The sequence below is a fragment of the Cognaticolwellia mytili genome, from assembly GCF_002104475.1.
Taxonomy (GTDB): domain Bacteria; phylum Pseudomonadota; class Gammaproteobacteria; order Enterobacterales; family Alteromonadaceae; genus Cognaticolwellia; species Cognaticolwellia mytili.
Genome location: NZ_NBOF01000002.1, coordinates 646,407 through 660,250, shown reverse-complemented (window position 1 = coordinate 660,250; position 13,844 = coordinate 646,407). Strand labels below are relative to the sequence as shown.

Sequence of the window (13,844 nt, the reverse complement as noted above, 5' to 3'; positions counted from 1 at the left end):
CTTGAGTAATAGTGTACCAACAAGCGCTCTTAGCAATAAGAAAGTATGGATTGGGGTGATAAGCCTTTTTCCAGAAATGTTTGACGCAATTACTGAGTATGGGGTGACAGGCCGAGCGATTCGTAATGGCTTAATTGAATTTCACAAGTGGAATCCAAGAGACTTTACTCATGATAAACATCGTACAGTGGACGACCGACCTTACGGCGGCGGACCTGGCATGCTTATGATGGTACAACCGTTACGAGATGCTATTCAAGCTGCAAAAAAAGCTGCAGAACTTGAAGGCATCAAAGCTAAGGTTATTTATTTGTCGCCGCAAGGACGAAAATTGGACCAAGCTGGTGTACGTGAACTAGCACAACATAATGGCCTGATATTTATAGCAGGGCGTTATGAAGGTATAGATGAACGACTTATTGCATCTGAAATAGATGAAGAATGGTCGGTCGGAGATTACGTATTAAGTGGTGGGGAATTACCTGCTATGAACGTAATTGATGCCGTAGCACGCTTTGTGCCTGGAGTATTAGGACATCAACAATCAGCTGAGCAGGATTCATTTTCTGACGGTTTATTAGATTGTCCGCATTACACTAGGCCAGAGGTAATGGAAGTTTCTGAAAATGAAATGGTATCCGTTCCAAAAGTGCTATTAAGTGGTAATCATGAACACATAAGGCAATGGCGCCAATATCAGTCTTTAGAAAGAACGTGGACTAGAAGACCAGAATTATTAACTAACCTAGCTCTGACAGCAGAGCAGCAGAAAATGTTAAAAGCTATAAAGGCTGATAACAAAAATGCTACTGATGACTGTGAACTCTAGGAAGAAGGTATTATGAGCAATATTATTAAGCAGCTTGAAGCTGAACAAATGAAGCAAGATGTACCAGCATATCGCCCAGGTGATACTGTTGTTGTACAAGTAAAAGTTACAGAAGGTGATAAATCACGTCTTCAAGCATTTGAAGGTGTTGTTATCGCTGTTAAAAACCGCGGCATCAATTCTGCATTCACTGTTCGTAAAATTTCGAACGGTGTTGGTGTAGAACGTGTATTCCAGACACATAGCCCAATCGTTGACTCAATTGAAGTCAAACGTCGCGGTGATGTACGTCAAGCTAAGCTTTACTATCTTCGTGAACGTTCAGGTCGCTCTGCACGTATCAAAGAGAAATTGGCAAAAAGATAATCTCTCTTTAATTAGAAGATTTCTTAGCAGCTTGAAAAACCTGTGTGGGCAACCACACAGGTTTTTTTGTCGATACAGCTATTACATTTACTTTTTCACGTTACCTTACTTGAAAAATACTTTCTGCACGTTCTTATGCTTCCCTACCTACTATCAAAGTGCGAATAGCTGCACATATTTAGGCTCGCTCAGAGCTAAAGGATAGTGTTTTAAACCATAAAATCAGCTATTAGTCAGTGTTACGCTCCTACATTTTAATTTATATGAAATTACTATCTGGCCCCGCAAGTCTTTAAATTATCGGACAGTGCTCTCTTTTTTATACTGATTGCTATTATTGTCAATTCTTACCCAACTTAATCAATGTAATAAAGAACGTAACATGGTTAAGGAGGGGGTAAGTAATGCCTGATCAAATGAAATATATTTTTCAAAACTTAGTTCTTATAACAAATCATTATATTTTCTAACGAAATTATAACGAAAAAATAACGATTTAGTTAAGTCGAATTATGGCTATTGTTATCTGTCTTTTGAACATTTAACTTAGAGTCCTTTGAGCTAAATGAAAATATTTAGCACAGTAAAGAATTAAAATAATAAGTGCTACATCAACGAGATTTCAATAAGAGTGAGTGATATGAATAATACTTTCGTAAACAATAGTAATGCTTCTAAGCGTAATTTTCCTCTCCTAGTAACTGCAGTCGTTACAGCTTCAGCTATGCTATTTTCTTTAAGTTCAAATGCAGGGGCATGGGTTGGGGAAAAAGGAGCTGGTTATGCGAAGTTAGGTTTCGCCACTTATACAGCAGAAGATTACCATGGTTTAAACCCTACATTGATAGATTTCAAAAGTACTAGTGCTTCACTGTATGGAGAATATGGTTTAGGTGACAATTTCGCTTTATTCGGCTCACTTTTAAACCAATCTTACGACCAACGAGATACTGAATCAGGTACAAACAGTGCTAGCGGTTTTGGTGATACTGAAATAGGTGTTCGTTATCAGTGGCAAGCGAATCCCTTTGTTGTTTCAACCTCATTCTTAGTAAAAACCCCATTTTTATATGACGGTGATGATGGGTTAGGCAATAACCAAACCGATTATGAAGCTAAGGTTCTTATTGGAAGAAGCTTGAATGAATACGGTTATTTTGGAGCAGAATTTGGCTATCGTTTACGCCAAGGTGCTCCGTCGGACGAATATCGTTACCTGCTAGAGTATGGCTTTAGCGTTAATGAAAATCTTTATTTTAGAACAAAACTAGATGGTATTTTAAGCGCAAATAATTCTGATGCAGTAACTGTAAACGCTGATAATTTATCTAATCCATTTGAGTTTGACTCAGGAAAGCTTGAATTAACAACAGGCTGGAACTTTGATAAAAATAGTGCATTAAAAGGCTATGGCGTTGAAGTTACTTATACCCGTGAAATCTATGGCGACAATATATTAAAAGGTAATCGATTTGAGCTGGGACTGACCAAGGTTTTTTAAACTGAGGTTGTTTGAAAAATTCGTTACCACTTCGAAAGAGAGTGGCTGAAAATGTATGTTAAAGAGTAGGTTTAGAAACGATGTCAGTGTTAAGTTCAATTATTATAGTAGTGCATTTTATACTGCTATTTATTTTATGTTTATTTGGCCTACATCGTTTATCGATGGTTGCTCGTTGGTTTCGCTATCGTAAGTATGAGGCTAAAACACCTGAAAAATTCAGTCAATTACCGAAAGTAACGATTCAAATTCCATTATATAACGAACGTATGGTCGCCAGGCGTATTGTCGACTCAATTGTTAAATTGCAATACCCAAGTGATCGTTTACAAATTCAAATAGTTGATGACTCTACTGATGATACATCTGGTTTGATTGCTGAACGTGTTGCTTATTACCGATCTCAAGGTGTGGATATTGATCATGTTCAGCGCACTAATAGAGAAGGTTTTAAAGCAGGCGCCTTAAAAGAAGCGATGAATACGGCTAGTGGTGAATTTATTGCAATTTTTGACGCTGATTTCATACCTCATCCGGATACATTGATTAATAGTATTAATTACTTTACCCAGCCTAATATTGCTATGGTGCAATTGCGATGGGAGCATTTAAATCGACGAAGTAGTTTGTTGACTAAAACTCAAGCAATTATGCTTGACGCGCATTTTAGTATCGAACAGCAAGTGCGCAGTGCTTCAGGGATGCTATTTAACTTTAATGGTACCGCCGGTATTTGGCGTACATCAGCCATTATTGATGCTGGGCATTGGAGTGCTGATACACTAACTGAAGATTTAGATTTAAGTTACCGAGCACAATTAGCTGGCTGGAAGATGGTTTACCTAAACAATATTCCATGCCCCGGTGAATTACCTGCAGATATGAATGCCTTTAAAACTCAGCAATATCGTTGGGCTAAAGGTGGTGTACAAGTCATGATGAAAATGTTGCCTACGGTGTGGAAAGCAAAAATATCTTTAGCTAAAAAAATAGAATCTACTTTTCACTTATCTAACAACCTTGCCTATTTTGTTATGCTGGTGGATACCTTATTCTTTTTAGTACCTAGTTTGTTTTTACGTGATAAATACGACTATTTAAATATTTGGTGGCTTGATATCCCATTATTATTAATGTCATCAGGTGGCCACTTAATTTATCTTTACTGGGGACAAATAGCACTTAATCGTTCGAAAAGTCGAGCGTTAATTAAAGTGCCAAATTTAGTCATGTTAGGTATTCAATTGGCTATTAATAATTCAAAAGCTGGTTTAGAGGCCTTATTGCGACGTGAAAGTGAGTTTGTTAGAACACCTAAAACTGGTGAGTTGCAAAATGAAACTAAAGTGGGTATTGATAATTCAGCATCTGCTGTTAGCCCAATATCCGTTACGCGTTATAAATCGGCTGCACCCAAAGGGGCTATTTTTGAATTTTTAATTGCTGGCATTTATGCCATTGTACTGCTTTGGGCTGTTAGTCATCAGCATTGGTTTATGTTGCCCTTTCTTTTGTTATTAACTGTTGGTTTTGTTACCTCCGCAGCCCATAGTTTTTACAATCACTATCAATTGTCTAAGTAATGATAAAGCCTTTGTCGTATTTTTTTAATCGCATGCGAAATAAGATGCTTTTTTATAGCTGTGTCATTGGCGTATTAGCTTTGAGCATACTGAGCTATTACATACCTACCTTTGCTTTGAGTTATCAAGCAAGTGCTACGGGGTATTATACCATGGCACAATATAGTGTGATGGCGCTGCTAATGCTATTGGCATGGCGGTTATCCCCTCAATCAAATAAAGTAAAAGATCACTGCTGGATATTATTTTTTGCAGTTATTGTTCGGTTGTTAATGTTTAGTGTTGAGCCTTACACATCGAATGATGTTGATCGTTATTTGTTTGATGGGCGTATTGTTGTTGAAGGGCTTGATCCCTATAGCATAAGCCATGATGCGCCTGAGCTTAAGTTATTACGTGAGACATGGGAACCTCCCGCTGAACATGCAAAATATGTCACTTTGTACCCTCCGTTAGCGTTAGCCTTCTTCTCGCTTGCAGCTGCAGCTGGTATTACCTATGCAGTCGCTGCTTGGAAATTGATTCTATTGACAGCGAGTTTGTTGACGTTGTGGTTGACAGCTAAAGTCTTACAGCGTGAGAAAAAACTCAAACATCTTGCGTTAGTAGCTTTGTCGCCATTACTCATTTTAGAAACAAGCGTGGGATTACACCTAGATGCGTTATCAACTTTGGCTATTATTGGTGCCATTTACTGTTGGCAACGGGGTTGGATAATTAGAGCTGGTTTGGTTATTGGTTTGGGCACATCAATAAAATTATTACCAGTCATGCTATTACTACCGTTAACCTTTACTTTGCAAAACTTTAAGCAGGTATTTAGTTTATTTATTAGTGCTTTAATGGCTGTTGTAAGTGTCTATGTATTAGCAATTGATTTTGGTTTACATCCCGTTGGAAGTATCGCGATATTTTTTGAAAAATGGCGTTTTGCTGCTCCATTATTTACTGTCCTAGATACTATTTTATCTGGTCAAGAAATATTGTTTGTGATGGTAGGGTTTTCAGCGTTAGTTTGCAGTTTAGTAGCTTATGTTTGCTGGTGTCATCGATGGACACTAGCGAATAATAAAGAATTGTTATTTGGCTCTCTGCAACTGGTTATCGCGCTACCATTAATTATTAGCCCTGTAATTTTTCCTTGGTACTTGATGCCTCTAGTACCATTAATGGCTCTTTATCCAAATCGTTACCTCATCATGTGGACATTACTAATGCCGCTGACTTATGAAGTCATTAATCAGTTTATTTGTTGTCAAGTATGGCAACCAGCCCAGTGGCCAATATGGTTAATTGGCCTACTACAATTATCTGCTCTTTTAGCTTTAGGGCGATATTGCTATCACGCGTTATTTAAGCAAAGAATTGGACAAACAGAAAAGTCAGCATTTGTATGAAATGTGCAGTAAAGCATCATTTTGTTACTTGAACACTTATTGGATTTATTATGATTTCAGCGATTAAAAATTACTATTATTGGCTCCATGGGCAATGGCCAGATCAAACGGTTGAAAAACAACCGTTAGTAAATGCGGATGGCACCACTAACATAAAAGGCGTTTATGTTGTTGGAGACTTAACCGGTGTACCGTTGCTTAAGTTTTCATCTGATACCGGAGCAAAAGCGGTTAAGAGTATCATTGAAGATACCAGCTTTAATGCACGTGAAAAACAAACTAATGTTGCTGATATAGTGATTGTTGGTGGCGGTGTTAGTGGCTATGCTGCAGCAATTGAAGCGAAAAACCAGCAACTAAATATTAGGCTGTTAGAAGCCAATAAACCGTTGTCAACTATTGAAAACTTCCCGAATCAGAAGCCTATTTATACCTATCCAACTCAAATGACACCCGCAGGTGAACTTCAGTTTTCGAGTAAGGTGACCCATAAAGAAAACTTACTTTCTGAACTCAAGCAGCAAATTAATGAACAAGAAATTATTACTGAAATAGTCCAGGTAAGTCATGTAGCTAAGAAGGGAAGTCTGATTAATGTTGTTTGTGAAAATGGCGAAATTCTTTCCGCACACCGTGTTATTGTCGCTATTGGCCGTTCTGGTAATTATCGGAAAATTAATGTTAATGGCGAAGATCTAGCTAAAGTCGCTAACCGCTTTATTGATGCTCAAAATTATTCAGGCAAAAAACTGTTGATTGTAGGTGGTGGCGATAGCGCATTAGAAGCAGCGATAGCGACAGCGAATGAGGGATCTGCAGTAACATTATCTTATCGTAAAAAAGTTTTTACCCGAGCAAAAGCTGAGAATATAGAGCAAGTGCAGCAACTTGTTGACGATAATAAAATCACCTTAAAAATGTCGACTGAAGTTAACGATATTTCACCTAATGCTGTCGTGCTTGATAGTAGTAATGATATAGCGGAAACACTAGATAATGACTATGTGCTTTTAGCTACCGGTCGTGAGGCTCCGTTGGACTTTTTTAGGCGTTCAAAAATTAATATCAGTGGTGAAAGTAGTTGGTCGGGGTGGCTATTTTTTGTTATGTTTTTAGTCGCGTTAACAGCACTTTATGATTGGAAAGGTTATGGCTTTTTAAATTCGTTCTGGGGAACTTTTGCATATCCTGATCAAATGCCGACATTGATTGCTGGGCTTGGTGAATGGTGGCAGCAGCAAGTTAATGACCGTAGTACATTTATAGGTACAGTCGCAATTTCGTTAAAAAGTCGCTCGTTTTATTATACTGTTCTTTATACCTTATTAATCGGAATTTTCGGTTGGCAACGAATTAAGCGGCGCAGAACTCCTTATGTGACGGTGCAAACGACCGTCTTATTTTTAATTCAACTATTCCCACTATTCTTGCTGCCAGAAATCATATTGCCATTACTTGGCTATAACGGTGTTTTTGATGCTGGTATGGGGAAAAGCTTTGCAGATGCCCTTTTTCCTAGTTACATCTCAGCTCAAGAATTAGCTGCGCATACCTGGCCAGAGTGGGGGCATCCTCGTGCATATTGGCATGCGTATAGTTTTATTTTTGCTTGGCCGTTGGGGGTTTACACTGTTTTTACCGATACTCCGCAAGTGGCTTGGCTGGTAATCGGTGCAATTCAAACCTTTGTTATTATTCCATTAATAGTAGTTAAGTGGGGTAAAGGCGCTTATTGTAGCTGGATTTGTTCTTGTGGTGCTATGGCTGAAACCATGGGTGATCAACAACGCCATAAGATGCCACATGGTGCTAAATGGAATAAATTTAATATGCTAGGGCAGCTTATTTTATTGGTTGCTGTTGTTCTGCTTATCATCCGTGTTTTGGGGTGGGCCTACCCTGAATCCTGGATGAATCAAATGTTTGGTCTTTTCCTTAAGGGTGAAAATAAAGATTATCAACTGGTAAATGCCTTTAGTTATAAGTGGGTTGTCGATATTTTATTGGCTGGTATTTTAGGTTTCGGTCTGTATTTTAAGTACTCCGGCCGTACATGGTGTCGTTTTGCCTGTCCTCTTGCTGCGTTAATGCATATTTATAGTCGGTTTGGACGTTTTGCCATTGCCAGTGAAAAATCAAAATGTATTAGTTGTAATCAATGTACAAGTGTTTGTCATCAAGGTATTGATGTAATGGCCTTTGCTAGTAAAGGCCAACCGATGACAGATCCACAATGTGTACGATGTTCAGCGTGTGTACAAACGTGTCCTACTGGGACATTAAGTTTTGCTGAAATTAATCGTCAAACAGGCGATGTTATTCGCAAAGACTCTTTAGCTGCTAGTCCTGTACAAATAGCAGAACGTTTTAAAAATGTTGAAATAATTGAGATTAAAAATGTATAGATGCCAATCTGTGGTCGCTATTATCCCTGCTTTGAATGAAGAAAAAGCCATTGATATTGTCGTACGCGATTTAATAGCATTAACACGAGATGATGAGCTAGTAATTGATCAAGTGATTGTTTGTGATAATGGCTCAACTGATAGTACAGCAAGTGTTGCTACACTTGCTGGTGCGAAAGTCGTTAGACAAGACACTCCAGGTTATGGCATTGCATGTTTAACTGCTATGGCTAATTTGCCGGTATGTGACATTGTGCTATTTGTTGATGGAGATGATTCATGTTTTATCGCACAAACAATATCGCTGCTTGATGGGATAATTGATGGTGATGACTTAGCTATAGGATCTCGTACTTTAGGACATATTGAAAGAGGAGCATTAACACAGCCTCAAATGTTTGGTAATTGGCTGTCAAGTCACTTGATTACATTGTGTTGGGGGCAGAAAATCACGGATTTAGGACCTTTTAGGGCTATGCGTAGCGATTCATTGCATGCTATTGAAATGAAAGATAAGTCCTTTGGTTGGACGGTTGAGATGCAAGTCAAGGCGATTATCTGTGGTATGAAAGTAAATGAATATAGTGTCGACTCAAAGGTACGTATTGGAGAATCTAAGATTAGTGGCACATTGTCAGGCTCGATTAATGCAGGTATTGGTATTTTATCGATGATCGCTAAGCTATTTTTGAGACGAAATCAGATTATTAAGCAGTATAAAAAATGCTACGAGTGAACAAGCTCAAGTTTACTGTCATTGTCTTGGCTGTGGTTTTAATTGCCGTGGGCGTTAAAGCCTATCTGTTGTATCAAACAATTAGCCCAAATGCCATTTCCTTTTGGCAAAAGAGTAATACAAGTAGTAAGAAGGTTATAAACCATGCACGCTGGGCTGAAATATTGAGCAAGTATTTGTCTGGTGATGGTAATCAAGGCGTTCGAACATTCAATTATCAAGGAGTTACTGAGGCGGATAAAGTGGAGATGCGACTCTATTTACAACATCTGCAAAGTATTGACCCAAGAGATTATCATAAAAACGAACAATTAGCGTATTGGGTGAATTTATATAACGCACTAACTATTGATATTGTTCTGAAACATTATCCGATTAAATCAATTAAAGACATTGGCAGCAGTATTACTGGGCCTTGGAATATTACTCTTGCCAATATAGCTGAACAGCCTTTGACGCTTAATCAAATAGAGCATGGAATTTTACGTGGTTTGTGGCAGGACAAACGTATTCATTATGTTATTAACTGTGCAAGCATTGGTTGTCCAGATTTGCCGCTTACGCCTTTAACAGGTCAGGAAGTTGAACAACAGCTTGATAGTGCGGCAAAGCGTTTTATTAATCAAAGTAAGGGCGTTAATGTTGTTGGTAAAACACTAATGTTATCGAGTATTTATAGTTGGTTTTCTGCTGATTTTGGGCATGATGAACAGCAATTAATAGCCCACTTGAAACAATATGCTTCACCAGTGTTAAAGAAAAAACTAGAAAAATTTAGCGGTGTTACTGAATTTAATTACAACTGGAAATTGAATGCGGTTCTTTAAGGTCCTTTAATGAAAGTCATAATAAATTGAGCATTGTTAGTATGTCGAATAGACAAGATACACCAACGAATGATTTAGCACCTGTATTCAATACTCTGCCGACGTTAGTGATGTTTTGTAAGCGTCCTAAGTTAAATCAAGGCAAACAACGTTTAGTAGAAATGATTAGTGCTGAGAGTGCTCTGATCATTGCTCAAGGTTTATTAGCTTGCGCTGTTGAAGACATTCAAGCTTGGGATGGTCCAGTTGTTATTGCTTGTTCAGATGAAGCTGATATGCAATGGGCTCAGATGTTAAACGAAAATGCACAAGTGGTGACCCAATTGCCTGCAGGCGTCTCGGGTAATTTAGGTCAGCGGCTTAATCACGTTGATCACGAGCTTAGAGCACAAGGCCATCAACATATAGTAATCATAGGTACTGATGCTCCCGTACTTAATAGTTTGCATTATCAGGATGTGAAAGTTGCACTTAGCGAATATGACGTGGTGTTAAGCCATGCTGAAGATGGTGGAGTGGTTGTTATGGCCAACAGTGTGCCTTGGCCAGATATCTCTGCACTACCTTGGAGCACAGAATATTTATCACAAGCATTAGCGCAGGCCTGTCGTCATGAGAAGCTAAGTGTGCACTATTCAATGCCAGGCTATGATATTGATTATGTTGCCGATATTCAAAAGTTGAAACGAGATTTAATAAACGATCACCGGCCTGCAAGACAAGCTTTACTTATTACTATTAATCAATTATTTGCTTCATTAGGAGGTGTTTGCCATGCATAACGTTGTTAAAGAATATTACGGGAATGTATTAACAGGATCAAAAGATTTGCAAACTAACGCATGTTGCACCGACGATAATTTGTCGTCAAGTGTCAAACAAGTTCTTGCTAATATTCACGATGAGGTTATGGCAAGATATTACGGCTGTGGCTTGGTTACACCAGAATTACTAAAAGACTGCGATGTATTAGATTTGGGTTGCGGTGCTGGGCGAGACTGTTATGCCATTGCACAAATGGTTGGAGAATACGGTAGTGTAACCGGCGTCGATATGACCGATGAGCAGTTAGCTGTGGCTAATAGACATGTGGAATATCATCGTGAAAAATTTGGCTACAAAAAGGCCAATACTCAATTTTTAAAAGGGTATATAGAGAAGCTAGATGAGCTAAACATCAGTGATAACAGCATCGATGTGGTTATCTCAAATTGTGTGATTAATTTAAGCCCAGATAAACATGCAGTATTACGCGAAGTTTACCGCATTTTAAAACCGGGTGGCGAAATTTATTTTTCAGATGTTTACGCTGACAAGCGTGTACCAGAGCATTTAAAAGCAGATCCTTTGCTTTATGGAGAATGCTTAAGCGGAGCATTATACTGGAATGATTTTGAAAACCTTGCTAAAACTGTTGGTTTTGTGGAGCCAAGGTTAGTTAATAGTCGCGCCATTACTATTGATAACGAGGAGTTAACTGAACGCTTAGGCAATGTAAGATTCACCTCGGCAACATATCGTTTGTTTAAGACTGTAGAGCTGGAAACTGATGCACAAGATTATGGCCAAAGTGTTACGTATTTAGGTACGATTGAAAATCATGAAGCGCAATGGAATTTCGATGGTAGCACGTGCTTTATAGCGCAGAAAAAAACAAAAGTTAGTGGTAATACATGGCGTACGTTGCAACAGTCTCGCTTCTCAAACCATTTTAATTTCGAAGGAACGTTTGATAAGCATGCAGGATTGTTTACAGCCAATAACCAAATATTTGATTTCGCGAATGAGCTAAAGCAAGATGCGTTAAGTGCAAGTTGTTGCGCACCAGCACCGAAAATTGAATCGAGCTGTTGTTAGTGAATCATTCAAACCGCATACATAACTGGGAGTTTACACCTTTAGGCGATCCCCGAGGTTATATTAAGCCACATTCAATTAAAGAATTATGGTTTCATACCGGCACCAAATGTAATTTAGCTTGTGGTTTTTGTTTGGAAGGCTCTAGTCCTTCAGATAAGCGATTACTGACGCCAAAATTTGAAGAAGTTAAGCCTTTCATTGATGAAGCACTTGCTCTAGGAGTTGAGCAATTTTCTTTTACAGGTGGAGAGCCTTTCTTAGCGAAAGATATCATTAAAATTCTTGATTACGCTTCAAAATTCAGACCCTGTTTAGTGCTCACTAATGGTACTGAACCTTTGATTAAGCGTATTGATGCACTGGTACAGCTACAAATTAAAAATCAGCATCCAGTTTCATTTCGCGTTAGCATCGACTCGCCTATTGAACGTGAGCATGATATGGGCCGTGGTGAAGGTAACTTTGCTAAAGCTTTTGTTGGTTTACGTTTATTACACAATAAAGGTTTTAATATATCGCTGGCACGTCACATGGCTAAGGGTGAAGACACCTCCGTGGTTGAGCGGCAATATCAAGCATTATTCGCACTTAATGGCTTGCCATTAAGTATGCATATGGTGGCATTTCCTGATTTTTTGGCGCCTGGCGCTATAAGTAATGTTCCTCACATCACTATTAGCTGTATGACAAAGTATCAAACGCAGCAACAGCGTGAAAATTATATGTGCGCGAACTCTAAAATGATCATTAAAAAAACTGATGGGATGCAGGTTTATGCCTGCACTTTAGTTGATGATGATGACGATTACTTTTTAGCTACAACATTGGCAAAAAGTATGACTAAAACTATTAATTTAAAACATCACCGGTGCTATAGCTGTTTTGCCTTAGGTGCTAGTTGCAGTGAAATGTGAGGGAAACTATGAAGTCTATTTTATTTTTGTGTACAGGTAATTCGTGCCGCAGCCAGATGGCGCATGGTTTTGCCAATTCGTTACTAAGCGAGGAATTTTATAGCTATTCGGCAGGTATTGAATCGCACGGTCTTAATCCATCGGCTGTGAAGGTTATGAAAGAAGTTGGTATCGACATCAGTGGGCACCAATCTCAAAAGTTGGATGAATTTAGTAGCAACGAGTTCGATTATGTTGTCTCAGTTTGTGAGCATGCAGCGACTAATTGTCCAACTTTTTCGGCCAAAACGAATGTTATTGTTCGTCAGTTTGATGATCCACCTAAGCTAGCTAAACAAGCAAATACACCTGAAGAAGCCTTGTCTTATTATCGAAAAGTTCGAGATGAAATTAAACTTTGGGTCAGCTCATTGCCAAGGCAAATTAATAAAAAGGAGCAGTTATGTTAGCAGTTATTGGCGGTACAGGAATATATAGCATTGATGGTTTAAAAGTCATTGAAGAGCATCATGTCGAAACACCTTATGGCAATCCATCTGCAGCTATTATCCGTGGTGAGTATTGTAATAAAGAAATTCTATTCTTACCTCGCCATGGTAGTAATCACAGCTTGCTGCCTTCAGAGGTTAATTATCGTGCAAATATTTGGGCATTGAAAAAATTAGGTGTTAAGCAAATTATTGGATTGTCGGCGGTTGGCAGTTTACAGCAAGAAATTAAACCAGGCGATTTGGCCATTGCAGACCAATACTTTGACTTTGTTAAGTCGCCGCGCGAGAAAACATTTTTTGGACAAGGATTAGTTGCGCATGTTTCTACGGCGGAGCCAACTTGTAATGCATTGGCTGATGCCATTTCATCAGCAGGTAAAACATGTGGCGTAGATATTCATCGAGATAAAACTTACGCCTGTGTTGATGGCCCACGTTTGGGAACCAAGGCAGAGAGTTTGTTTCTTAAAAGTGCAGCACAATGTGACCTAGTCGGTATGACTAATGTGCCTGAAGTTTTTTTAGCGAGAGAGGCACAGATTTGTTATTGCACCATTGGTATTGCAACTGACTATGATTGTTGGCAAGAAGATTCAAGTCAGCATGTAACTGTTGAGCAAGTGATCAGTCGCTATGGCGAAAGTTTGGCTAAAGCTAAAACAGTATTGGCAGCTTATATACAAGGTATTGACGCACAATGCAGCAGTGGTTGTAATGTAGCACTTTCATCTGCGCTAATAACGCCTATTGAAGCTATGAATGACCAGCAAGTATCATTATATAAAGTGTTATCTTCTTAGCTGAGTTGCAATCAATAAAAGTCATCTGAAGTTAATAGGTTTACTTTCAGGTGACGACCAATAACTTGGTTAAATTTTTCGCACTCATAATGCTAGTTAACTTCAGCTCGGTGTCTTAAGGTCACTCAACAAATC

The 13,844-nt window shown here is 38.7% G+C and carries 13 protein-coding genes; all 13 read left to right on the top strand.

All coding sequences use genetic code 11. From position 1 onward, the window contains the following. Window position 1 precedes the first annotated feature (1 nt). The 13 genes from trmD (at window position 2) to mtnP (ending at window position 13,709) form a co-directional block, all read left to right on the top strand. Entirely contained in the window at window positions 2-829 is an 828-nt protein-coding gene (trmD, locus tag B7C41_RS07780; RefSeq protein WP_268875398.1) for a tRNA (guanosine(37)-N1)-methyltransferase TrmD, read from the top strand. A gap of 12 nt (window positions 830-841) precedes the next feature. Beyond that, window positions 842-1,195, top strand: coding sequence for a 50S ribosomal protein L19 (gene rplS / locus B7C41_RS07775; RefSeq protein WP_085298226.1), 354 nt, complete (start codon window positions 842-844; stop codon window positions 1,193-1,195). 640 nt (window positions 1,196-1,835) lie between these two features. Beyond that, window positions 1,836-2,696, top strand: a complete 861-nt coding sequence (locus B7C41_RS07770; protein WP_085298225.1) for a hypothetical protein — start codon at window positions 1,836-1,838, stop codon at window positions 2,694-2,696. Between the two features lie 80 nt (window positions 2,697-2,776). Beyond that, window positions 2,777-4,279: a glycosyltransferase gene (locus B7C41_RS07765; RefSeq protein WP_085298224.1), complete on the top strand. Its 1,503-nt coding sequence runs from the start codon at window positions 2,777-2,779 to the stop codon at window positions 4,277-4,279. Window positions 4,280-4,431: 152 nt separating this feature from the next. Further along, window positions 4,432-5,676, top strand: coding sequence for a glycosyltransferase 87 family protein (locus B7C41_RS07760; RefSeq protein ID WP_158089097.1), 1,245 nt, complete (start codon window positions 4,432-4,434; stop codon window positions 5,674-5,676). A 50-nt stretch (window positions 5,677-5,726) separates the two neighbouring features. Beyond that, window positions 5,727-8,081 carry an NAD(P)-binding domain-containing protein gene (locus B7C41_RS07755; RefSeq protein WP_235839645.1) on the top strand — a complete coding sequence of 785 codons (2,355 nt, stop codon included), beginning with the start codon at window positions 5,727-5,729 and terminating at the stop codon, window positions 8,079-8,081. Further along, complete coding sequence (locus B7C41_RS07750; protein ID WP_085298222.1) at window positions 8,074-8,817, top strand: glycosyltransferase family 2 protein; 744 nt, start codon at window positions 8,074-8,076, stop codon at window positions 8,815-8,817. The genes B7C41_RS07755 and B7C41_RS07750 overlap by 8 nt, the downstream gene beginning before the upstream one ends. Further along, on the top strand, window positions 8,805-9,644 hold the full coding sequence (locus tag B7C41_RS07745; RefSeq protein WP_085298221.1) for a DUF547 domain-containing protein: 840 nt from the start codon (window positions 8,805-8,807) through the stop codon (window positions 9,642-9,644). Before B7C41_RS07750 ends, B7C41_RS07745 begins: the two co-directional genes overlap by 13 nt. Window positions 9,645-9,685: 41 nt before the next feature. Next, window positions 9,686-10,426: a TIGR04282 family arsenosugar biosynthesis glycosyltransferase gene (locus B7C41_RS07740; RefSeq protein ID WP_143764327.1), complete on the top strand. Its 741-nt coding sequence runs from the start codon at window positions 9,686-9,688 to the stop codon at window positions 10,424-10,426. Continuing rightward, window positions 10,419-11,501, top strand: a complete 1,083-nt coding sequence (locus B7C41_RS07735; RefSeq protein ID WP_085298219.1) for a methyltransferase domain-containing protein — start codon at window positions 10,419-10,421, stop codon at window positions 11,499-11,501. The genes B7C41_RS07740 and B7C41_RS07735 overlap by 8 nt, the downstream gene beginning before the upstream one ends. Continuing rightward, the gene (locus B7C41_RS07730; RefSeq protein ID WP_235839644.1) at window positions 11,501-12,418 is read left to right on the top strand and encodes a radical SAM protein; all 918 of its coding nucleotides are present in this window, start codon (window positions 11,501-11,503) and stop codon (window positions 12,416-12,418) included. The genes B7C41_RS07735 and B7C41_RS07730 overlap by 1 nt, the downstream gene beginning before the upstream one ends. Window positions 12,419-12,426: 8 nt before the next feature. After that, window positions 12,427-12,867, top strand: a complete 441-nt coding sequence (locus tag B7C41_RS07725; RefSeq protein ID WP_085298217.1) for an arsenate reductase ArsC — start codon at window positions 12,427-12,429, stop codon at window positions 12,865-12,867. Beyond that, the gene (mtnP, locus tag B7C41_RS07720; protein WP_085298216.1) at window positions 12,861-13,709 is read left to right on the top strand and encodes an S-methyl-5'-thioadenosine phosphorylase; all 849 of its coding nucleotides are present in this window, start codon (window positions 12,861-12,863) and stop codon (window positions 13,707-13,709) included. The genes B7C41_RS07725 and mtnP overlap by 7 nt, the downstream gene beginning before the upstream one ends. Window positions 13,710-13,844: the final 135 nt, after the last annotated feature.

Coding starts and splice junctions, on each gene's coding strand:
- rplS (WP_085298226.1), top strand. CDS start 842: ATGAGCAATATTATTAAGCAGCTTGAAGCTGAACAAATGAAGCAAGAT.
- B7C41_RS07770 (WP_085298225.1), top strand. CDS start 1,836: ATGAATAATACTTTCGTAAACAATAGTAATGCTTCTAAGCGTAATTTT.
- B7C41_RS07765 (WP_085298224.1), top strand. CDS start 2,777: ATGTCAGTGTTAAGTTCAATTATTATAGTAGTGCATTTTATACTGCTA.
- B7C41_RS07760 (WP_158089097.1), top strand. CDS start 4,432: ATGGCACAATATAGTGTGATGGCGCTGCTAATGCTATTGGCATGGCGG.
- B7C41_RS07755 (WP_235839645.1), top strand. CDS start 5,727: ATGATTTCAGCGATTAAAAATTACTATTATTGGCTCCATGGGCAATGG.
- B7C41_RS07750 (WP_085298222.1), top strand. CDS start 8,074: ATGTATAGATGCCAATCTGTGGTCGCTATTATCCCTGCTTTGAATGAA.
- B7C41_RS07745 (WP_085298221.1), top strand. CDS start 8,805: ATGCTACGAGTGAACAAGCTCAAGTTTACTGTCATTGTCTTGGCTGTG.
- B7C41_RS07740 (WP_143764327.1), top strand. CDS start 9,686: ATGTCGAATAGACAAGATACACCAACGAATGATTTAGCACCTGTATTC.
- B7C41_RS07735 (WP_085298219.1), top strand. CDS start 10,419: ATGCATAACGTTGTTAAAGAATATTACGGGAATGTATTAACAGGATCA.
- B7C41_RS07725 (WP_085298217.1), top strand. CDS start 12,427: ATGAAGTCTATTTTATTTTTGTGTACAGGTAATTCGTGCCGCAGCCAG.
- mtnP (WP_085298216.1), top strand. CDS start 12,861: ATGTTAGCAGTTATTGGCGGTACAGGAATATATAGCATTGATGGTTTA.